15 protein-coding genes and 1 pseudogene are annotated in these 20,936 nt (G+C 70.1%); 12 read left to right on the top strand and 4 right to left on the bottom strand.

Annotated features, from left to right (window positions below; translation table 11 throughout):
* Positions 1–126: 126 nt before the first annotated feature.
* Positions 127–495, top strand: coding sequence for an ArsR/SmtB family transcription factor (locus ACGRHY_RS03170; protein ID WP_394633855.1), 369 nt, complete (start codon positions 127–129; stop codon positions 493–495).
* A gap of 28 nt (positions 496–523) precedes the next feature.
* A complete protein-coding gene (locus tag ACGRHY_RS03165) occupies positions 524–1,039 on the top strand; it encodes a GNAT family N-acetyltransferase (protein WP_394633854.1) in 516 nt (171 codons plus the stop codon).
* 282 nt (positions 1,040–1,321) lie between these two features.
* On the opposite strand, the gene ACGRHY_RS03160 is transcribed toward ACGRHY_RS03165, so the two are convergent.
* Genes ACGRHY_RS03160 through ACGRHY_RS03150 form a run of 3 tightly spaced genes read right to left on the bottom strand, consistent with a single transcriptional unit; the run spans position 1,322 to position 3,800 of the window.
* Entirely contained in the window at positions 1,322–2,380 is a 1,059-nt protein-coding gene (locus tag ACGRHY_RS03160; RefSeq protein ID WP_394633853.1) for an ArsO family NAD(P)H-dependent flavin-containing monooxygenase, read from the bottom strand.
* Complete coding sequence (gene arsB, locus ACGRHY_RS03155) at positions 2,377–3,489, bottom strand: ACR3 family arsenite efflux transporter (protein WP_394633852.1); 1,113 nt, start codon at positions 3,487–3,489, stop codon at positions 2,377–2,379. Before arsB ends, ACGRHY_RS03160 begins: the two co-directional genes overlap by 4 nt.
* Entirely contained in the window at positions 3,486–3,800 is a 315-nt protein-coding gene (locus tag ACGRHY_RS03150) for an ArsR/SmtB family transcription factor (RefSeq protein ID WP_093658086.1), read from the bottom strand. The genes arsB and ACGRHY_RS03150 overlap by 4 nt, the downstream gene beginning before the upstream one ends.
* A gap of 69 nt (positions 3,801–3,869) precedes the next feature.
* Here ACGRHY_RS03150 and ACGRHY_RS03145 point away from each other — a divergent pair, with 69 nt between their 5' ends.
* From ACGRHY_RS03145 to ACGRHY_RS03130, 4 genes and pseudogenes are all read left to right on the top strand, one after another.
* The gene (locus ACGRHY_RS03145; protein WP_394633851.1) at positions 3,870–4,283 is read left to right on the top strand and encodes an arsenate reductase ArsC; all 414 of its coding nucleotides are present in this window, start codon (positions 3,870–3,872) and stop codon (positions 4,281–4,283) included.
* A gap of 5 nt (positions 4,284–4,288) precedes the next feature.
* Complete coding sequence (gene trxB / locus ACGRHY_RS03140) at positions 4,289–5,296, top strand: thioredoxin-disulfide reductase (protein ID WP_394633850.1); 1,008 nt, start codon at positions 4,289–4,291, stop codon at positions 5,294–5,296.
* Positions 5,297–5,327: 31 nt separating this feature from the next.
* Positions 5,328–5,657, top strand: coding sequence for a thioredoxin (trxA, locus tag ACGRHY_RS03135; protein WP_394637907.1), 330 nt, complete (start codon positions 5,328–5,330; stop codon positions 5,655–5,657).
* A gap of 759 nt (positions 5,658–6,416) precedes the next feature.
* Positions 6,417–6,824: pseudogene (locus tag ACGRHY_RS03130) on the top strand (transposase family protein); the annotation flags it as partial.
* A gap of 260 nt (positions 6,825–7,084) precedes the next feature.
* On the opposite strand, the gene ACGRHY_RS03125 reads toward ACGRHY_RS03130, so the two are convergent.
* Positions 7,085–8,443 (bottom strand): MFS transporter, encoded by a 1,359-nt coding sequence (locus ACGRHY_RS03125; protein ID WP_394633849.1) that lies wholly within the window; start codon positions 8,441–8,443, stop codon positions 7,085–7,087.
* An 801-nt stretch (positions 8,444–9,244) separates the two neighbouring features.
* On the opposite strand from ACGRHY_RS03125, the gene ACGRHY_RS03120 reads away from it, so the two are divergent.
* The 6 genes from ACGRHY_RS03120 (at position 9,245) to ACGRHY_RS03095 (ending at position 20,921) form a co-directional block, all read left to right on the top strand.
* Positions 9,245–9,403, top strand: coding sequence for a hypothetical protein (locus tag ACGRHY_RS03120; RefSeq protein WP_394633848.1), 159 nt, complete (start codon positions 9,245–9,247; stop codon positions 9,401–9,403).
* Between the two features lie 462 nt (positions 9,404–9,865).
* Positions 9,866–15,844, top strand: a complete 5,979-nt coding sequence (locus ACGRHY_RS03115) for an acyltransferase domain-containing protein (protein ID WP_394633847.1) — start codon at positions 9,866–9,868, stop codon at positions 15,842–15,844.
* Positions 15,841–17,670 carry a non-ribosomal peptide synthetase gene (locus tag ACGRHY_RS03110; protein WP_394633846.1) on the top strand — a complete coding sequence of 610 codons (1,830 nt, stop codon included), beginning with the start codon at positions 15,841–15,843 and terminating at the stop codon, positions 17,668–17,670. The genes ACGRHY_RS03115 and ACGRHY_RS03110 overlap by 4 nt, the downstream gene beginning before the upstream one ends.
* A gap of 34 nt (positions 17,671–17,704) precedes the next feature.
* On the top strand, positions 17,705–19,489 hold the full coding sequence (locus ACGRHY_RS03105) for a beta-ketoacyl synthase N-terminal-like domain-containing protein (RefSeq protein WP_394633845.1): 1,785 nt from the start codon (positions 17,705–17,707) through the stop codon (positions 19,487–19,489).
* The gene (locus tag ACGRHY_RS03100) at positions 19,486–20,724 is read left to right on the top strand and encodes a cytochrome P450 (protein ID WP_394633844.1); all 1,239 of its coding nucleotides are present in this window, start codon (positions 19,486–19,488) and stop codon (positions 20,722–20,724) included. Before ACGRHY_RS03105 ends, ACGRHY_RS03100 begins: the two co-directional genes overlap by 4 nt.
* On the top strand, positions 20,724–20,921 hold the full coding sequence (locus tag ACGRHY_RS03095; RefSeq protein ID WP_394633843.1) for an MbtH family NRPS accessory protein: 198 nt from the start codon (positions 20,724–20,726) through the stop codon (positions 20,919–20,921). The genes ACGRHY_RS03100 and ACGRHY_RS03095 overlap by 1 nt, the downstream gene beginning before the upstream one ends.
* Positions 20,922–20,936: the final 15 nt, after the last annotated feature.

Here is a 20,936-nt window from a genome sequence, read left to right as displayed (position 1 = left end):
TCGTGACCGGCCGCCGGTCCACGCGGCCGCATGGGCCGGCAGTCGCGGCCGGGCTCTGACCTGCCGGGCGAGGGGATGTCCCGGCGGTCCCTCGACCTCTGGTTCGATATATGTCAACATAGATGTATGTCGAACGCGAAGGTGCTGCCGCTGCTGGAGACCGGTTCCGTGGAGCCGTGCTGCCCGCCGCTGACCGAACGCCCCTTCACCGCCGAGGAGGCCGAGCGCGCGGCCAGGATGTTCAAGGCGTTGGGCGACCCGGTCCGGTTGCGGCTGTTCTCCGCGGTCGCCTCCCACCCGGGCGAGGAGGCGTGCGTGTGCGACATCTCCGATGTCGGCGTCTCCCAGCCGACCGTCTCCCACCACCTGAAGAAGCTCAGGGAAGCCGGTCTGCTCACCTCCGAGCGGCGCGGCACCTGGGTCTACTACCGTGTCGAGCCGTCCGTGCTCGCCGCGATGAGCCGGCTCCTGGCGAACGCGTCCGCGGTGGCCTGACCGTCTTCGGCAAGGGGGAAACAGCACCGTGACCAGCCGCACCACCGCGTCGAGCGCGAGGATCGTGCCACTGACCGCCGTGTACGCCGAGCAGGTTCTGGCGATCTACCAGGCGGGCATCGACGAGGGCAACGCCACCTTCGAGACCGGCGCACCGACCTGGGAAGCCTTCGACACCGCGAAACTGCCCGAGCACCGCTTCGCCGCCCTGGACGCGGACGGGTCGGTGCTGGGCTGGGTCGCCGCGAGCAGGGTCTCGGACCGGTGCGCGTACGCGGGCGTGGTCGAGCACTCCGTCTACGTCCACCCCGCCGCCCGCGGCCGCGGTATCGCCTCCGCCCTGCTGAAGGCGCTGATCGACTCCACCGAGACGGCCGGGATCTGGACCATCCAGTCCGGGGTCTTCCCCGAGAACACCGCCAGCCTCGCAGCCCACGAGCGGGCCGGATTCCGTGTCATCGGCACCCGCGAGCGCATCGGTCGTCACCACGGCGCCTGGCGCGACGTCGTCCTCCTCGAACGTCGCAGCCGGGCCGTCACCTGAGGCAGGAAGAGGCGGACGCGGTGACAGTGGGGGCCGGGACGACGGCGTGATGAGCATCGGCATCGGCCGGGTGCGCGGCGAGCCCGCTCATTTCCTGAAACCGACCGGGCTGTGCCGGCCGCCCGACCCGCCCGGCATGACCGTCCTCAGCAGCAGCCTGTCCAATCGCGGGCCGCGGAACGACATCTCGCCGGTGCCTACGTGGTGGAGGAGATCCTCGACCGGGTGCCGCCCGACTGGAGGAGCACGGTTCCTTTGAACCGCAAGTACCGGTGAGGGAGGTCAGCGCAGCAGGTCCGCGATCTGCCGCGCCGCTTCCCGTGCCGGGCGCCCGACGCCGATGAGGGTGGCCGAGGCGGGCCCGGTCCAGTCGCCGTAACCGAGCAGGTGCAGGCGTGGTTCCGCCGTCGCCCGGGTGCCGTCGGTGATGATGTGGCCGCGCGTTCCGCGCAGGGCGAGCGGCGAGAGGTGGGACAGGGCGGGCCGGAAGCCGGTGCACCAGATGACCGTGTCCGCGCCGGTGGTCGTGCCGTCGGCCCAGGCGGCACCGTCGGCGGTGAGGCGGACGAACATCGGGGACGCCTTGAGCAGCCCGGCGTCCCTGGCCTCGCGCACGGGCGGCACGGCGACGATGTCGCCGAGAGAGGCCACCCCGCCGGTGTCGGCACGGCCTTCGTCCAGAGCGCGGCGCCGTGCGGTGGCGGCGTCGAACAGGGCCCGGCCGTCGATGTCGTCGGCCAGGAACCTCGGCGGTCGAGCGGTCACCCACGTCAGGTCCACGTCGGCCAGTGCGAGGTCGGCGGCGATCTGCGCCCCGGAGTTGCCGCCCCCGGCCACGATGACGCGCCGGCCGGCGAACTGTCCGGGATCCCGGTAGCCGGTGGTGTGCAGCTGCCCGCCCCGGAACGCCTCCCGCCCGGGGACGGCGGGCAGGAAGGGGCGCCACCAGGTACCGGTGGCGCTGACGACCGCGCGGGCCCGCCAGGCTCCCTCGCCGGTCTCGGCCCGCAGGAACGCACCGTCGCGGCGGACGGCACGGACGCGGACACCGCGCAGCACGGGCAGGTCGTAGCGCTTCTCGTAGTCGGAGAGGTAGCCGACGACGTGGTCGGCGTCCGGGTAGGTCTCGCCGGGCTGTGCGGGCATGGGCCGCCCGGGCAGCGAGGAGTGGGCGGCGGGGGAGAACAGGCGCAGGGAGTTCCAGGCGTGCCGCCAGGCGCCACCGGGCGCGTCCTGGGCGTCGAGGACGGTGAAGTCCAGGCCCTGACGGCGCAGGTGGTAGCCGGCGGCGAGCCCGGCCTGGCCGCCGCCGACCACCACCACGTCCGTGCGCCGCGTCATGACCCCGGCCGCGCCGCGGTGAACTTCTTGCGCCAGGCGAGGGCGACGTAGACCAGGGCGATGAGGACGGGGACCTCGATGAGGGGGCCGACGACACCGGCCAGGGCCTGGCCGGAGGTGACGCCGAAGGTGGCGATGGCGACCGCGATGGCCAGTTCGAAGTTGTTGCCGGCGGCGGTGAAGGCCAGGGTGGTGGTGCGCTCGTAGGCCAGGCCGATGGCCTGGCCCAGGGCGAAGGTGCCGAAGAACATCAGCGCGAAGTAGACCAGCAGCGGCAGTGCGATGCGGGCGACGTCCCATGGCTGGGAGGTGATGGTCCTTCCCTGGAGGGCGAAGAGGATGACGATGGTGAACAGCAGCCCGTACAGCGCCCAGGGGCCGATCCTGGGCAGGAGGCGCTGCTCGTATGCCGTGCGGCCCATCTTCTGCTCGCCGATGCGGCGGGTGAGGTAGCCGGCCAGCAGGGGGACGCCGAGGAAGACGGCGACGTTGGCGGCGATCTCCCAGGCGGAGATGTCCAGGGCCGCGCCGTCGCCCAGGCCGAGCCAGCCGGGCAGCAGGTCGAGGTAGAACCAGCCCAGCAGGCCGAAGGCGAGGACCTGGAAGACGGAGTTGAGGGCGACCAGGACGGCGGCGGCCTCGCGGTCGCCGCAGGCCAGGTCGTTCCAGATGATGACCATGGCGATGCAGCGGGCGAGCCCGACGATGATCAGGCCGGTGCGGTACTCGGGCAGGTCGGGCAGGAAGATCCAGGCCAGGGCGAACATCACGGCCGGTCCGACCAGCCAGTTGATCACCAGGGAGGAGACCAGGAGCCTGCGGTCGCCGGTGACGGTGTCGAGGCGGTCGTAGCGGACCTTGGCCAGCACCGGGTACATCATGATCAGCAGGCCGAGCGCGATGGGCAGCGAGATGCCGCCGATCTCGACCTTGCTCAGGGCGTCGTTCAGGCCGGGGATCAGCCGGCCCAGACCCAGGCCGGCGGCCATGGCGGCCAGGATCCACACCGCCAGGAAGCGGTCGAGGGTGGAGAGTTTTCCGACGATCGAGTCGTCCCCGGCGTCGGGCCCTCCGGCGGGGGGCTGGGAGGCGGGTTCGGTCGCGGTCACGGGCAGGCCCTTCGGGTTTCGGCGGCGCGGGTGGTGCGGGCGGTTCGGGCCAGCTCGGTGAAGGAGCGGCCCAGGTGCTCGATGACGTCCGGGCGCAGGCGGTAGTAGGTGTAGCGGCCGCAGGGTTCGGTCTCCACGACTCCGGCCTCGCGCAGCACGCGCAGGTGGTTGGAGAGGTTGGTCTGCTTGGCCCCGGTCTCGGCGACCAGGTGGGTGGTGCACAGGGTTTCGGTGGCCAGCAGGGTCACGATGCGCATCCTGAGCGGATCGGCGAGCACCCGAATCAGGTCAGTGTCGACTGACGTCAGCATGGGCTGATACTGTCACATCAGCCAGGGGTGATGCCACCCGGTCCCGCCGTGAGACAAGAGAGAGCCCTCATGTCCGATAAGCCGTCCGTGCTGTTCGTCTGCGTCCACAACGCCGGCCGTTCCCAGATGGCCGCCGCCTGGCTGACCCACCTGGCCGGCGGCCGAGTGGAGGTCCGCTCCGCCGGGTCCGCCCCGGCCGACCAGGTCAACCCGGCCGCCGTCGAGGCCATGCGCGAGGCCGGCGTCGACATGTCGGCCGAGGTGCCCAAGGTGCTGACCGCCGAGGCCGTCCAGGCATCCGACTACGTCATCACCATGGGCTGCGGCGACACCTGTCCGGTCTTCCCCGGCAAGAAGTACCTGGACTGGAAGCTGGAGGACCCGGCCGGGCAGGGCGTGGACGCCGTCCGCCCCATCCGCGACGAGATCCGCGAGCGGATCGAGGCCCTGATCGCCGAGATCGACACCGAGCGGAAGGCGTGAACGCCATGACGGACAACGGCATCCGCAACGTGATCATCATCGGCTCCGGGCCGGCGGGATACACCGCAGCGCTCTACACCGCCCGCGCCGCCCTGAAGCCGCTGGTCTTCGAGGGCTCGGTGACCGCCGGCGGCGCGCTGATGAACACCACCGAGGTGGAGAACTTCCCCGGCTTCCGCGACGGCGTCATGGGCCCGGACCTGATGGACAACATGCGCGCCCAGGCCGAGCGGTTCGGCGCCGAACTCCTTCCCGACGACATCACCGCCGTCGACCTCGAGGGCGAGATCAAGAGCGTGACCGACACGGCCGGCACCGTGCACCGGGCGAGGACGGTCATCGTCGCCACCGGCTCGGCCTACCGCCGGCTCGGCCTGCCCCGGGAGGAGGAGCTGTCCGGCCGCGGCGTGTCCTGGTGCGCCACCTGCGACGGGTTCTTCTTCAAGGGCCAGCACATCGCGGTGGTCGGCGGCGGCGACACCGCCATGGAGGAGGCCACCTTCCTGTCCCGCTTCGCCGAGAGGGTCACCGTCGTCCACCGCCGCGACACCCTGCGGGCGTCCAAGGCGATGCAGGAGCGGGCCTTCGCCGACGACAAGATCGAGTTCCTCTGGAACAGCGAGGTCGCCGAGCTGCACGCCGACGGCGGCAAGCTGTCCGGGCTGACCCTGCGCGACACCGTCACCGGCGCCTCCTCCCGCCTGCCGGTGACCGGGCTGTTCATCGCCATCGGCCACGATCCGCGCACCGAGCTGTTCGGCGGCCAGCTCACCCTGGACGGCGAGGGCTACCTGACCGTCGACGCGCCGAGCACCCGCACCAACATCCCCGGTGTCTTCGCCGCCGGCGACGTGGTCGACCACACCTACCGCCAGGCCATCACCGCCGCCGGCACCGGCTGCTCGGCCGCCCTGGACGCCGAGCGCTACCTGGCCGCCCTGGTCGACGCCCCCGAGAAGCACCACGCCGAGCCGGAGAAGACCGACGAGGCCGCGGCCGCCGCCGCCCTCTGAGCCCACCATCCCCACCCCGAGGAACAAGGAGATCACCATGGCCACCGTGACCGCCACCGACGCCACCTTCGAGGAAGTCGTCCTCAAGAGCGACAAGCCGGTCCTGGTCGACTTCTGGGCGGCCTGGTGCGGTCCGTGCCGCCAGATCGCCCCGTCGCTGGAGGCGATCTCGGAGGAGCAGGCCGACAAGCTCACCGTCGTCAAGCTCAACATCGACGAGAACCCGGCGACGGCCGCCAAGTACGGGATCATGTCCATTCCGACGATGAACGTCTACCGGGGCGGCGAGGTCGTGAAGACCATCGTCGGCGCCAAGCCCAAGGCCGCCATCGAACGCGACCTGACCGACTTCATCGGCTGAATCCAAGCGCCGGTTGCGGGGTGCAACTGGCCGAGTACTCCAGCTCCGTCGTGAACTGGCCCCGGCTGAATTTCGGCGGGCGACGTGAAGCACCGGGTCTGTTCAGCGTCCCTGACCGGTCCCGGGTACCGGTACTCGCTCCTGTACAGCAAAACCTGTCCGCCTCAAGTAAACCGGGCCCGCGCCGTGTGTCGCAGCCGCGGACGGGCGCACCCGCTTCGACGGGCCTGTCCGCCTGACGTCCGGCCGCTCGGACGCGGGTCCCCGGCTCAGCTCTGTCCCTGTCGCCTCGGCAGGGGGCGCCTGACCACGACGATCTCCCTCACCGGCGGGGCGCCGTTGGTGGTGGTGTCCAAGACGCTGCGGCACTCCGCCCTGTCGACCACCATGGACCCAGGACCGGTCGGCACCGATCCGCCGAGCGGGCGCCCCGGCCGGCCGGCGGCCGGGGAAGCGGCGCGGGTGATGCGGTCACTCCGCGGCCGCCAGGCCCCGAAAACGGTGAAGGCCACTGCCGCCGTCCGGCGGAAGCGGCCCTGCGACCTGCGATACCGCTGGTCGGGACGACAGGATTTGAACCTGCGACCCCTTGGCCCCGGTCCGGCCAAGGAACCTTCTTTCATGGGCAATTGGCGCTTTTCGACCAGGCACTGCGTGAGGGGTGCCCTGGTCGTTCGGGTTCGCGCACCCCGTGTGGTCCCCTGCCGGTCCCCGAGGAACTGCCGTACGAGAGAAGCCCACGTCGACACCCGGCATGAATCCTCCAAACGTACGAAGCACGGAACGAATGTGCAGTTCATCGTGGACCCCTTCGGTCGGCTGCTGTGGGCCTCACCGGCCCCGCCCGGCGCCGTCCACGACCTCCGCGCGGCCCGCGACAGCATCGCCGACGCCGTGTCCGCCCAGCGGGTATCCCCTACTGGGCGGACACGGCGTACCGCGGTGCCGGGGGCGCCGTCCGAACCCCCTGCGGGCGACGCTGGAGGGCCCTCTCCGCCGGTCAGCAGACGGTCAACCGAGCCCACGCGAAGATCCGTGCCCTCGCCGAGCAGGGTCGTCGCCGCGCTCATGTCCTAGCGGCCCCTGCGCAGGACCCGCTGTTCGGCCACCCGGATCACCGGCCTCGTCCGGGCTGTCCCCTGCCCTCATCCGGTCGGCCCGGACTGAGGATGGAAAACCTCGATGAGCAGGAGCCGCAGCACACAGGCCACGGCCGGTCGGGCCGGCGAAAGCCCGGGGCAGCCGTCCCACGGACACCGGGACGCGAGGTCCCGGTCCCGGTCGCCCCGGGTGTGTACCGCTGGCCGCGTGCGGCTGGCCCCGGTGCCCCACGGCACCCGGAGACCTCCGCGACGAGCGGCGTTTCGCGGGACGACCACGCCGGGTGTATCGCCGTCCCACCGAACCGTTCCCCCATGAGAGGCCCTTCAGGCCGTGCTTGGCCGACGACCCGCCATGGCGATGACCACCGCTCCGAGCGCACAGCCGATGCCGGCCGCGAGGTAGGCGAGGTGGTAACCGGTGAGCTCGTCGTCGCTGGTCGCTGCGACCAGAACCATGACCGCCACTCCGACGCTGGCGCCGATCTGCTGTGTCACGACATTCACCGCCCCGGCGACCGCATGCCGTTCCGGCTCGACGCCGGTGAGCGCGGCGGACGTCATAGAGGGGAAGTTCAGCCCCTGGCCGATGCCGCTGATCACCAGGCCGGGCAGCACATGCAGCAGATAGCTGCCCTGGTGCGGTGTGCTCATCCACAACGCTGTTCCGCCGCCGATCAGGACGAGCCCGACGACCATCAGCGTGCGCGGCGTGTACTTGGCAAGCAGGCGTCCGGTGACGAAGTTGGCGGTGAGGAACACGCCCGCCGACATCGGTACCAGCGCGAGACCGGATTCGAGCGGAGAGTACTCCAGCATCCCCTGCAGATACAGCGGCGCGAAGAACAGCATCCCGACCGAGGCCGTGTACTGGAGGAACGCCGCCAGGCTCGCCGCCCGTACCGAGGTGATCCGGAAGAGGCCGAGAGGAAGCACCGGGTCGGCGGTGCGGCGCTCGTGCACGACGAAGAGCAGCAGGAACAACACTGCGGCGCAGAACGAACCCCATGCCAACGCGCCGCTGGTGCTCGCGCCGACGACCAGCAGGGTGAGGCCGATCGTGCCCAGGAACGCACCGGGCAGGTCCAGCCGGCCGCCGCGCCCGGTACTGCCGGGCAGCCCGGCGCGCGTCATGGCCAGCACGGCCGCCCCCACCACCACCGAGAACCACAGCACCGACCGCCAGCCGAGGAGCTGGGTCAGTACACCGCCCAGCAGCACCCCGCCGCTGAAGCTCGCCGCGCCGACTGCCGCGTACACACTGAGTGCTCGGTTGCGGGCCGGGCCGGCCGGAAACACCTCGGCCAGCAGGGCCAGTGCGGCCGGGCCCGACAGGGCCGCGCCGACGCCCTGGACCGCCCGCGCACCGAACAACACCCAGGCGTCCGGCGCCACGGCTCCGGCCAGAGCGGCCACCGCGAACAGGGCGACACCGAATTCGAACACCCGCCGATGGCCGAACACATCGGCCAGGCGGCCGCCTACCAGCAGGAAGCCGGCGAACGTTACGGCGTAAGCAATCATGACCCACTGGAGCGTGGTGTCGTCCAGGTCGAAACGTGCTCCGACGGACGGCAGAGCGGCATTGAGCACCCCGAGACCGCTCACATCCAGTGCGAGCGCCCCGGCCAGCACCCCGAGTGCCAGTCCTGGCCTGTGCCGTGACCTCACCTCGGTACTGGTCATGCGGGACTCTCGAGGAACTCGCAGCCGACCGGCTGACGGTTGCCGAGGCGTACCCGGACGCCGCTGCCGGAGCCTGACGACACGGCGGCCGACCCGCCGTCGTGCATCCGGCCGACGGAGGCTGTCCGAAGGAGATGGCGGCCGAGCCGTAATCGGGCGGACACGTCACCCACGACCGCTGCGGGTGTGCCGGGTGGCGCGGCCGCGAGACGATGTGGGGAACATTGGGGCAGGGCGCTGTCGGCACGAGCCGCGGGCTGCCGCTGCGTTGTGGTGAGTTCCATCCGCCCGGTGCCCGCCACCAGGACATGGGCGTCAGCCGACGTCGGTTCGTGGTTCATGATCCTCATGCCGAGCAGCCTTGCAGTGCCGTCCGCCTGTTGTCCAGACCGGACCCGCCCATATGCCGACGGGGCATGTCTCCTCACGCCCGGTCTGAGTGCTGGCGGAGTCCCCATGGGTCCCCGCCTCCTCTGGAATCAGGGGTTCCCCCGGGGAAGGAACACCGCCGGCTTACGCTGCCGGCGACTGCAATGGGTTACCGATATAGGGCCGGTGGTGCGCCGGAGTTGACCCGCATTTGATGCGGATGCCCCCTGTTGCCCATGACGTCCGAACCGCCTCGCGGCCATTGGGCGAGAAGAGAATGAACCAGTCACTTCAGGGGTCAGATCACGCCACTGCACCCCCGGCTCAGGAAGCACACTTGTTTCATCATTTGCAGGGTGGCAGTCTGAAGTCGGCCGGGTGAGTACCTCGTAACGCGGCCATGTCAGTCCACATAACCATTGGCCTGGCCGAATGATCGTGACGCTCGTCGGTAGTGATCATGCAGATGAAGAGTTCCGCGTGCACGTCCCCGAAGACAGTGCAGTCGCGGACCAGTGTCACCAGGAGGCGGACGATGAACGCCAGTGGCTGGACTGCCGGGTAGCGATCCTGGATCAGGCCGCGATCTGATTCAGCCGAGAAGACTCAACGGGGGCGAGTTTGCGGTACAGGTGCCAGCATTTCCACGGTCATGCCTCCCCGCCCGGGATGGAACAACCCGCCCGGCAGGATACGGGTTCCTTTACCCGGGCAGGGCTTCCATGCGTTTGACTCCCCTGCGGCACTCGATGCGGCGAAGCGAAGCTCCCGTGTCATGAGCCATTCCCAAGGTCGGCTGCCCGAGCGCTGACCCATCGTTGTGAGAGCCGTTGGCTCTGCCGCGTTCATCGAATCGGCCTTACGTGTGCCGCGCTTTCCCTCAAACCTGCTGCCATTACATGGCTGATGGAGTTTCCGGGCCCTTTACAGTCGGCCGCGGCCTCCGTCGGTCTATTCCATCCGCCCTGCTGAGGAGCCGAGATGCCCCAAGAGCGCGCAGCACGAGATTCGCATGCCATAACAGAGTTTCTGCTTTCTCGCGTTGTCGAGCTGATGGACTTTCCCAAGGACGCGGTGGACCGCTGGACACCGATGCACCGGTACGGCCTGGACTCGTTGAAGTTGTCCACCCTTGCCGCCTCGTTGTCCGAATTCCTCGACTGGAAAGTTCCGGTCACCTGGATGTGGCAGTACCCGACCATCGACGAGCTGTCCCGCGCGCTCGCCGATGGTCCGCGTGCCGCAGGGACCGTTGCCCCGAGCAGTGCTCGTCGTACGGCATCGCACGAGCCCATCGCGATCGTGGGCATCGGCTGCCGGTTCCCCGGAGGACCGGACCCGTCCTCGTTCTGGCAGCTGCTGGCCGAGGGCCGCGAAGCCGTCGGCCCGGTGCCGGCCGGGCGACGCGACCTCCTGAACGACAAGGTGCGGTGGGGCGGGTTCATCGACGACATCGACCAGTTCGATCCGCTGTTCTTCGGCATCTCACCCCGCGAGGCCGTCCAGATGGACCCGCAGCAGCGGCTGATCCTGGAACTGGCCTGGGAGGCCCTGGAGGACGCGGGTGTCACACCCCACAGCCTCGTCGGCAGCGACACCGGCGTGTTCATGGCCTCCTGCTGGGGCGACTACGCGGCTCTGGCGCACTATCGCGGTCCCGACAGCCAGATCACCCCGCACACCGCGACCGGCATGCACGACGGCATCATCGCCAACCGCGTCTCCTACATCCTCGGCCTGCAGGGCCCGAGCATGGCCATCGACGCCGCCTGCGCCGGATCGCTGGTCTCGGTACACGTCGGATGCCAGTCGATCTGGATGGGCGAGAGCGAGCTGGTGCTGTCCGGCGGCGTGAACCTGAGCTTCGTCTCCGACTACTACACCGCCATGGACGCGATGGGCGCGCTCGCCCCGGACGGCCGCTGCAAGTCGTTCGACGCCCGCGCCAACGGCTACGTCCGCGGTGAGGGTGCCGGGGTCGTCGTACTCGCCCCGCTGAGTGTGGCGCTCGAACGCGATCTTCCGGTGTACTGCCTGATCAAGGGCAGCTCGTCCAACAACGACGGCCTGAGCAACGGCATGACCGCGCCGAACCCCCAAGCGCAGGAGAAGATGCTCCGCACCGCGTACCAGCGGGCCGGCATCGAACCGTCCCTCGTGGACTACATTGAGTGCCACGGCTCCGCAACGCCCCTCGGCGACCCGATCGAGGCCAATGCCATCGGCGCCGTCCTGGGAGGCGACCGCGCGGAGCCGCTGCGGCTTGGCTCCGTCAAGTCCAACGTCGGGCACCTGGAGGCGGCAGCCGGCATCGTCGGCTTGGTCAAACTCGCGCTGTCGATGCGCAACGGCGTGCTTCCGCCGAGCCTGCACTACACCGCCCCGAATCCGCAGATCATGTTTGACGAGTACAACCTCACCGTCCAGGACCGGCTGACGGCGTGGCCGCGCCGGTCCGACGCGCGCCGCGGTGGCGTCAGCTCGTTCGGATTCGGCGGCGCGATCTGTCACGTAGCCGTCGAGGAGCTGCCGCGCCCCGAGAGCTCACTCCTCCTGCTGGCCGCGGACTCCCAGGAGGCGCTGGCCGAGCGGGCCCTGGCGCTGCGCGAGGAGAACGACCTGCGGGCGGTATGCAGCCGGACGCCCGGCGACGGCAGTTTCCGGCTCGCGGCCACTGCCCACGACATGACCGAGCTCAGGGCACAGCTGGAGGCCTTCGGCACCGGAGCAACGGCCGCCGGGCTGAGCGTCGGGGAGATCGCCGAACGCAAACCGCGGGTGGCGTTCCTGTTCTCGGGCAACGGCTCGCAGTGGTTGGGCATGGGCAGGCAGCTGCTCGCCGGTATGCCCGTGTTCCGCCGGTCCATGATGAGGTCCGACAAGCGGATGCGGGACCTGCTGGGCTTCTCCCTCATCGACCAGATGCTGGCCCCCGACGGCCGTATCGACGACATGGACGTCTTCCAACCGCTGTTGTTCTCCATGCAGGTCGCCCTGGCCGACGCGTGGCGCTCGCTGGGGGTGGAGCCGGACGTCGTCGTGGGACAGAGCGTCGGGGAGTTCGCCGCCTCGCACATCGCCAGTGCACTCGACTTCGAGGACGCCTCCCGTTTGGCCGCCCACCACGGCAGGCTCCTCCAGCAGCTGGCCGTCGGACGCGGCGACGGCATCGTGGTCATGACCGGTGCGGACGTCGTCAAGCAGCACCTGACCGGTCAGCTCACCGTTTCCGGCCACAACGGCCTGAACTCCACCCTGGTCACCGGCACACCGCAGGAGATCGACGAACTGATCCAGCGACTCACCGACGAGGGCATCACGAACCACCGGGTGCGGATGGGCCACGCACCGCACTCGCCGCTGGTCGACCACGTCCTCGCCCCACTGCGGGCCGAACTCGACGACATCAGGCCCCGGACCACGCGCATCCCGATGATCTCGACGGTCACGGGCGGACTTGTCGACGGCGCGGAGCTCGGGCCGGACTACTGGGCGAACAACCTGCGCCAGGAGATCCGGATGGTCGACGCCCTGACGAACCTGCGCGACCACGACATCGACGCGGTGATCGAACTCAGTCCGCACCCCGTGCTGCTCAAGTCCGTGTCTGAGATCCTGACAGCGACCACACTGCCCTCGCTCCGTCGTGGCGCCGACGAGGCCGCGACCCTGCTCGGCTCACTCGGCGCGCTGTACACCGCCGGTCTCTCCGTCGTCCCCGGACCGTTCATCGCGGGTGACCGGGGACGACACGTCACGCCGAGCCAGGGCGACGTCGCGGCCGACGAGCAGGTGCACCTCGTACCCGTCACGGCGCACACGGCGGGTGCGCTGGCCGACACCTGCCGCGCGCTGTCCAACCATGTCGAACGCGACACGGGCCTGCGGGTTTCCGACCTCGCCTACACGCTCGCGACCAGGCGTACCCACCACAGCCGGCGGATAGCGCTGTTCGCCCGCAACCGCCAGGAAGTCCTGGACGGACTTGCCCGGGTCGCCGCCGGTCAGCCGCACCCCGATGTCGTCACGGGCACGGTCGCGGGCAACAGCGACCGGCGGGTGGCGCTGGTGTTCTCCGGCGGCGGAACGCAGTGGGTCGGCATGGGCCGGGAACTCATGCGCTCGCACGCGGGCTTCCGCACGTGGATGCACGCCTGCGACGCCGCCGTGCGCATGGCCGGCGGCTGCTCGGTGCTCGACGAGCTCGCCGCCCCGGCCGACCAGACCAGGTTCGAGGAGATGGACTTCCAACAGCCCGTTCTGTTCGCCTTGCAGGTCTCGCTGGCGAAGGTCTGGCTCGAACTCGGCATCCAGCCGACCGCCGTCGTCGGTCACAGCCTGGGTGAGATCGCGGCCGCCTGTGTCGCCGGCGCGCTGTCGCTGGACGACGCCGCCCGTGTCGTGGTGGCCCGGTCGCATCTGCTCGAACGGAAAGCGGCTTCCGGCGCCATGATCTCGGTCGACCTGCCGGAGCGGGAGTTGCTGCCGAAGATCGCCCCGTACGCCGAGCATGTGGCCATCGCCGTGGTGAACAGCCCCACCAGCGCGGCGGTGTCCGGCTCGCCCGACGCCATCAGCGCCCTGGAGGCCGATCTTCAGCGGGCCGGGGTCTCGACCCGGAGGATTCGGGTCGAACGGCCGGTGCACAGTCCCGGCATGGATCCGCTGATCCAGCCGTTGCGCGAACGCATCGACGGCATCGTCCCGCTGACGAACACCATCGAATTCCGTTCCACGGCACTGGCCGCCGTGGTGAACCCGGTCGCCGATGTCGACTACTGGGTGCACAACCTGCGCAATCGGGTCCGGTTCGCCGAGACGATCGGTGCGCTGGTCGACGAAGGCGTCGGCACTTTCATCGAGATCGGCCCGCACGAGACGCTGCGCGGCGCGGTCGAGGAGATCGCGCTGACCCGTGGGGTCCAGGTGCACGCGATCAACTCTCTGCGGCGCAACGGAAGCGACGTCCGCTGTTTGCTGGGGGCCGCCGCGTCGCTGTACGTCAGGGGCCTCCCACTGATCTTCGACTCACTGTTCGCCGAGGACGTCGAGGTTGTGGAAACCCCGCTCGTACAGTGGCAGAAGGACCGCTACTGGCTGGACACCACGCCCCGCCCCCACGTCGCGTCGGCACCGGTCCCCGAAACCGTGGCCGGGGCCGTGGTCACGGCTGCGGCCGAGCCCGTTGCCGAGACCGCGGGGAACAGGCCGCCGGAGGAAGTCGTCCTCGGCGAGATCGCCGACGTGCTGGGCGTGCCGGTGAGCAAATTCGACGAAGGCGTCGGCCTGCGCGACTTCGGCCTTGACTCGATGCTGGCGATCCGCCTCGTCAACAGACTGCAGGCGTTGTCCGGGCAGCGGGTGTCGCCGGTGGTGTTCCTGGACGGCCGGACCATATCCGAAGCCGTCGGCCACGTCGTCGAGGTCATCGGCGGGTCGACCGCCTCCGTGGCGGCGCAGCCGGCCCCGACCGCGGAGGCGAAGCCGGACCGGACGTCGCGGTTGCCGCTGGAGGTGACGGCCGCACCGGCGCCCAGGGCCGAACCGGCCCCGACGTTCCTCGACGACCTGTCCGAGCTGGACGCCGAGGAGCTGGTGGACGAACTGGCCGAGCGCGGCCTGCTGGACCCCACCGACGCACCGGCGTTCGACCAGCTGCGCGCCGGCGGTCTGGGTTTCGAAGTGGCCCCGGCCTCGCACGGCCAGACCTCCCTGTGGTTCATGCAGATGGTCGCGCCGGACGCCGTGCCCTACAACTTCATGGTGGCCGCCCGGATCCGGACCGCGGTCGACGAGAAGGCCCTCGACCGCGCCGTACGGACCGTGATGGAGCGGCATCCCGCGCTGCGCACGGTCTTCGTCGAGGCCGGTGGGCGCCCGTATCAGGTCGTCCTGGACGAACCGGTGTACGAGTTCGTCGTGGTGGACAGCACAGGCCTCGACGACGAACAGGCCCGCGAGGAACTGGCCGGGCACGGGCACCTGCCGCTCGACCTGGACAACGGGCCGCTCGTACGAGTGGTGCTGATGACGCGCGGACCGGCGGACCACTACCTGCTGGTACTCGTGCACCACATCGCGTCGGACGCGGCGTCGGCCGATGTGATGATCCGCGAACTCCAGGAGTACTACGAGGGCGCGGACCTCGCCGACAGCGCGCCGGTCCCCCCCTACACCGAGTTCGTCGAGTGGGAGCGGCAGTGGCTGGCCGGCCCGGCGGCGGACGCGGCGCTGACCTGGTGGTCGGAGAAACTGGCCGACCCGCCCGCCCGCCCCGACCTGTCCACCAAGGTGCGACCTCCCGGCGTCACCTACGAGGGCTGCGACCTCGCGTTCCGCTGGTGCGCCGAGGAAACCCGCCTGCTCAGGGAATTCGCGGTGCGCGAAGGCGTGTCGATCAGCACCGTCGTACTGGCCGGTTTCTTCGCCACGCTCAACCGCGCGGCCGGGACCGAGGACTCCGTACTGGCCACCGCCATCGCCCAACGCGCCGAACCGGGCTGGGAATGCGCCATCGGCTACTACCTCAACACGGTGCTGGTGCGGGCGAAACCGGCCGGCGACCGCAGCTTCCGAGACCTGCTGGGCGAGGTCCACGCCTTCTCGCTCGGCCTGCTCGAGCACATGAGCTACCCCCTCGACCTGTTGGCGTCCGCCCTGAAGCCGCCCAGGGCCGAGGGCCGCTCACCGTGGTCCGACGTGGTGGTGAACTGGCTGTCTTCGGAGGCTTTCCCCCGGTCCGTCAAGCTCTTCCACGGCATCGGCGAGACCATCGCGCCCGACGGCGCCCTGCCGCTCGAACCGCTTCAGGTGCGCAGGCACCTGGCCAAGTTCGACCTTGAGATATCGATGGCCGACATCGACGGCGAGGTCGTCGGCCACGTCCAGTACAAACCGAGCTACCTGGAGAGGCAGACCGTGACGGCACTGCTCGCGCTCTACCGCACCGTGCTCTTCGAATCGATCGCCCAACCCGACCTGGCACTCGAAGGACTCGCGCCGAGCGGCCTCCCCGAGGAGACGGACCAGTGACCGAAACCCTGCACTCCGAGTTCGTCGAACAAGCGGCCAAGAACCCCGACGCGCCCGCGGTCTACTTCGACGCCGGCGTCCTGACCTATGGCGAGCTGGACGAGCGGTCCCGCGGGCTGGCCGAACGGCTTGTCGCCGACGGCGCCGGTCCCGGTGTCCCGGTCGGTATCTGCGTCGAGCGCACTCCCGACCTGCTCGTCGGCATCCTGGCCGCGCTGCGCGCAGGGTCCTGCTACGTACCGCTGGACCCGAATTACCCGGCCGAGCGGCTGGACTTCATGGTCCGCGACAGCGGGACCCGCTTGCTGTTGACCACGCCCGCGTCCCGCGCCCACTGCCCGGCCGGCCCGACCGTGGTCGTGCTGGGGGAGACCGTGGCGACCGAGCCCGGTGCGAAGCCCGTGCCGGTCGTGCCCGGCGACACCGCGTACGTCATCTACACGTCGGGATCCACCGGCACGCCGAAGGGCGTGGCCGTCCGGCACAGCGGTTGCATCGCCATGCTGGCCGAAATGGACCGGATCTTCGAGGGCTGCGACCTGAGCGGTGTATCGGCGGCGAGTTCGGTCTGCTTCGACATGTCCGTGATGGAGATCTTCGCCGCGCTGTGTCGCGGCGGCGCCGTCGTGTTGGTGGAGAGCGCCCTCCACCTGCCGGAGAGCCGGTACGTCGACAAGATCACCCACCTCAACGTCGTCCCGTCGGTGATGAACGGTCTGCTCGACGCCGGTGTTCTGCCCCCGAACGTGCGCACGGTCGTGTTCGGTGGCGAGGCACTGCGGCGCAAGCTGGTGGACCGGGCGTACCGGGAGACCAACGCCGACCGGGTCTTCAACGCCTACGGCCCCACCGAAGGAACCGTCTTCTGTTCGTTCGGGCTGGTACCGCGGGACGGAACCGGCGAGCCGACGATCGGCAGGCCGTCGGCCAGTGCCCGCGTCTACGTGCTCGACGAGAAGCTGAGGCACCTGCCGGCCGGCGAGCCCGGTGAGCTCTACCTCGGCGGCGCCGGCCTCGCCCACGGCTACGTCAACCGGCCGCACACCACGGCCGAGCGGTTCGTGCCCGACCCGTTCCTGGACGGCGAACTCATGTACCGCACCGGTGACGTCGTCCAGTTCACCGCCGATGGGGAGCTCCGGTTCGTCGGTCGCACCGACCACCAGGTCAAGCTGCGCGGCTACCGCATCGAGCTGGAGGAGGTCGAGGCCCGGCTGACCGGCTGCCCCGAGGTCAGGGAAGCCGCCGCCGCCGTACAGGGCGACAGGCTCGTCGGCTACGTCGTGCCCGAGGGCGACGGCCACCCGCGGGAGGGCGCCCGGCTGGACGCCGGACTCCAGAGCGCCATCACCGGCAAGCTCGCCGCCGAGCTGCCCGACTACATGGTGCCGGCGACGGTCGTGTTCCTGGCCGCACTCCCGCTGGGGCCGGGCGGAAAGCTCGACCGCGCCGCGCTTCCCGAGCCGCCGACCGCCACCGCCGCCGCAGGGCCCCTGACGGCCGCCGGCACGCCGACCGAGGTGGCGCTGTCGGAGATCTGGGGCCAGCTGCTCGACCTCGAACCGGCGAGCATCGACGTCCGGGCCACCTTCTACGACCTCGGCGGCGACTCGCTGCTGCTCATCCGGCTGGCCAGGCTGATGACCAGGCGGTTCGACCGCCGCGTTCGCGTGCCCGACCTCTTCAGCTTCCGCGACATCTCCTCCCTCGGCCAGTGGCTCGACGAGGAGAGCGGCGCCACCCCCGAGGCGGTTCAGTCGGCCCGCCGCCGTGCCGGCACCCGCCGCGCCGTGCTGCGCGGCCGCGGCACCTCCGCCGGCAGCTGAGCCCCCCCATTCGATTCGAGGCAGGAGCCTTCCCGTGACCGACAGCCCCGAGCAGAACTACGACCTGGGTGACGTGGCCGTCATCGGCATGTCCCTCAGGTCGCCCGGAGCCCGCACCAAGGAACAGTTCTGGGACAACCTCGTGCACGGCAGAGAGTCCGTGTCGTTCCTGGCCAAGGACGACATCCACGTCGACGAGACCCTGATCCACAGCCCGTTCTACGTGCGGGCCTGCGGCGTGCTCGACACCTACGACAAGTTCGATCCGGCGGTGTTCGGCATCAGCGACCGGATGGCGGCCGCGATGACCCCGGAGAACCGGCTGTTTCTGGAGAGCGCGTGGGAGACGCTCGAGGACGGCGGCTACGACCCGGACCGGATCAGGGGCGAGGTGGGCGTCTACGGCGCCAACAACCCGCAAACCGCCGCGCTCTACAGTTCCCCGCCGGACCGGGTGTCGGTCGGCCCCGAGGCGATCGAGGCCAGCCTGGCGTGGTCGCCGGACACCATGACATCCAACGCGCTGTACTACATGGGGCTGACCGGAGAGGCCGTCACCGTCGCCGCCGTCTGCGCCGGCTTTCACTACGCGGTGCACCTGGCCTGCCAGTCGCTGCTGCTCGGCCAGACCGACATGGCGATCGCCGGCGGCGCGATGGTCCGTCTGCCGCACCCCCGCGGCCACCTGTGGGAGGAGAACCGCATCCTGTCGAGGGACGGCCACTGCCGCCCGTTCGACGCCAACGGCACCGGCACCGCGCTGTCCAGCGGTGTCGTCACGGTGCTGCTCAAGCCGCTGGCGGAGGCCGTCGCCGACCGCGACCACATCTACGCCGTGGTCAAGGGCTCGGCCGTCAACAACAACGGTGTCAGCGCGGTGGCCTACGGTCTGGCGCAGCCGGAGCGGCTGAGCGCGTGCATCGCCAACGCCATGGAGGTCGGCGGCGTCACCCCGGACACCGTGTCCATGTACGAGGCCAACGGTCTCGGTATGCCGGTGACCGACGAGCTCGAGGTGCACGCGGCGAGCATGGCGTTCGGCAAGCAGACCGGCACCACCTCCATCGGAGGGGTCAAGGGCAACGTGGGCCACGGCGGTGTGGTGTCGGGCGGCTTCGGCGCGGTGAAGGCCCTGATGGCCCTGCACCACAAGAAGCTGGCGGCGACGATCAACCTGACGGAGGTCAACCAGGATCTCGACTTCCCCAGTACCCCGTTCGTACCGCAGCTGGAGACGGCGGACTGGGAGCCGGAGTCCGGGATCCGCCGCGCGGGCGTCACCTCGATCGGCGGTGGCGGTTACAACGCGCACCTGGTGCTGGAGGAGCCGCCGACGGCCGCCGAACGCACCCCCGAGGCCGTCGGCAGGCCGCGACTGGCCACGCTGTCCGCCCTGGACGACGAGGCGCTGGCCCGTCAGCGCGTGAGGTTGAAGGACTGGCTGGAGGCCAGCCCCGGCCTGCGCCTGGACGACATCTGCTTCAGCCTCAACCTGGGCCGCAAGGTGATGGCCCGTCGGTGGGCGGCCGTGGTCCGCAGCCGTGCGGAGCTGATCGCGGCGCTGTCCGGCGACTCCCCGAGCGGCCTGGCCACCGAGACCGCTGCCGCACCGCGGGTGGCCGTCGATTCCTTCCCCCGCAGCGACAACGGGATCGTTCAGTCCGGGACGGACGCACAGGCGCTGTCCGATCTGGCCGCCGCCTGGGTCAACGGCCAGCAGGTGGACTTCGACTCCCTGCACGCGGGGGAGGCCAGCCACCGCGTGCCGCTGCCCACCTACCCGTTCCGGCCGCGCCGGTTCTGGCGTACGGACTGGTGACCGTGGGCACACCGGCACCGGACACCGTGGACCTGGGCGATCCGAAGACCTTCGCGGACCACGACCTCGACGAGTTCTGGCGCACCCTGCGGGATACCGCACCGGTGTACTGGAACCCTCCGGTCGACGGCCGCCGGGGGTTCTGGGTGCTTTCCCGCTACGACGACATCATGGCCACCTACCGCGACAACGTGAACTTCACGTCCGAGCGCGGCAACGTGCTCGTCACGCTGCTGGACGGAGGTGACGCCGGTGCCGGCCGGATGCTGGCCGTCACCGACGGGCACCGGCACCACGAGTTGCGCAAGATCCTTCACCGGGTGCTCTCGCCGAGGGTGCTCAACGAGGTTGCGCGGACGGTGCGGGGCAACACCCGGCAGCTGATCCGCAGGGCGGTCGAGTCCGGCGGCTGCGACTTCGCCGAACAGATCGCCAGCCGGATCCCGATGACCACGATCTCGAACCTGCTCGGCGTGCCCGAGCAGGACCGGGACTTCCTTCTCACCCAGACCAAGACCGCGCTGTCGACCGACGACGAGGACGTCGACGAGGTCGCCTCCGAGATGGCCCGCAACGAGATCCTGATGTACTTCATGGACATCGTCGAGGAGCGGCGCGAGTCCCCGGGCGACGACGTGATCAGCATGTTGGTCGGCAGCTCCATCGACGGCGTGCCACTGTCCGACGAGGACGTCGTGCTCAACTGCTACAGCCTGATCATCGGGGGCGACGAGACCAGTCGGCTCACGATGATCGATTGCATCCACACGCTCGTGACCCACCCCGAGCAGTGGCGGCGGCTCAAGCAGGGTGAGGTCGCCGTCGAGACCGCTGTGGACGAGGTGCTGCGCTGGGCGTCACCCACCATGCACTTCGGGCGCAGTGTCGTCCACGAGACCGAACTGCACGGCGTACGACTGCGGCCGGGCGAGATCGTCACGCTCTGGCACGCCTCCGGCAACCGGGACGAACGGGCCTTCGAGCGGCCCGGGGAGTTCGACCTCGGCCGCGCTCCCAACAAGCACATGGCCTTCGGCTACGGCCCGCACTTCTGCGTCGGCTCGTACCTGGCCAAGGTGGAGATCTTCGAGCTGCTGATGGCCCTGCGGGACTTCACCACCGGATTCGAGCAGACCGACGAGCCGCTGCGCATCCGGTCCAACTTCCTGACCGGCTTCTCCACGCTGCCGGTGCGGTTTTGGCCCGATCACTCCGGACTGAGGGAGGTCGATTGATGAGCGGTGATCCCTTCATCGGCGGCGAGGCCGGCCGGCTGGTCGTGGCGAACGCCGGCAGGCAGTACGCGCTGTGGCGGCCGTACCCGGACGTGCCGAAGGGCCGTCGGGTCGTCTGCTCCTGCCCGGATCGTGACGGTGCCCTCGGGTATGCCGAGCGGAACCTCACCGCGGCGGTGGAAACGCCGACGACCTGACCACTGCACGCTGGT

It is taken from the genome of Streptomyces shinuiensis (genome assembly GCF_043660855.1).
In the GTDB taxonomy this organism is placed as follows: domain Bacteria; phylum Actinomycetota; class Actinomycetes; order Streptomycetales; family Streptomycetaceae; genus Streptomyces.
This window is presented reverse-complemented; position numbering and strand designations above follow the sequence as displayed.

Coding starts and splice junctions, on each gene's coding strand:
- ACGRHY_RS03170 (WP_394633855.1), top strand. CDS start 127: ATGTCGAACGCGAAGGTGCTGCCGCTGCTGGAGACCGGTTCCGTGGAG.
- ACGRHY_RS03160 (WP_394633853.1), bottom strand. CDS start 2,380: ATGACGCGGCGCACGGACGTGGTGGTGGTCGGCGGCGGCCAGGCCGGG.
- ACGRHY_RS03150 (WP_093658086.1), bottom strand. CDS start 3,800: ATGCTGACGTCAGTCGACACTGACCTGATTCGGGTGCTCGCCGATCCG.
- ACGRHY_RS03145 (WP_394633851.1), top strand. CDS start 3,870: ATGTCCGATAAGCCGTCCGTGCTGTTCGTCTGCGTCCACAACGCCGGC.
- trxB (WP_394633850.1), top strand. CDS start 4,289: ATGACGGACAACGGCATCCGCAACGTGATCATCATCGGCTCCGGGCCG.
- ACGRHY_RS03125 (WP_394633849.1), bottom strand. CDS start 8,443: ATGACCAGTACCGAGGTGAGGTCACGGCACAGGCCAGGACTGGCACTC.
- ACGRHY_RS03120 (WP_394633848.1), top strand. CDS start 9,245: ATGATCGTGACGCTCGTCGGTAGTGATCATGCAGATGAAGAGTTCCGC.
- ACGRHY_RS03115 (WP_394633847.1), top strand. CDS start 9,866: ATGGACTTTCCCAAGGACGCGGTGGACCGCTGGACACCGATGCACCGG.
- ACGRHY_RS03095 (WP_394633843.1), top strand. CDS start 20,724: ATGAGCGGTGATCCCTTCATCGGCGGCGAGGCCGGCCGGCTGGTCGTG.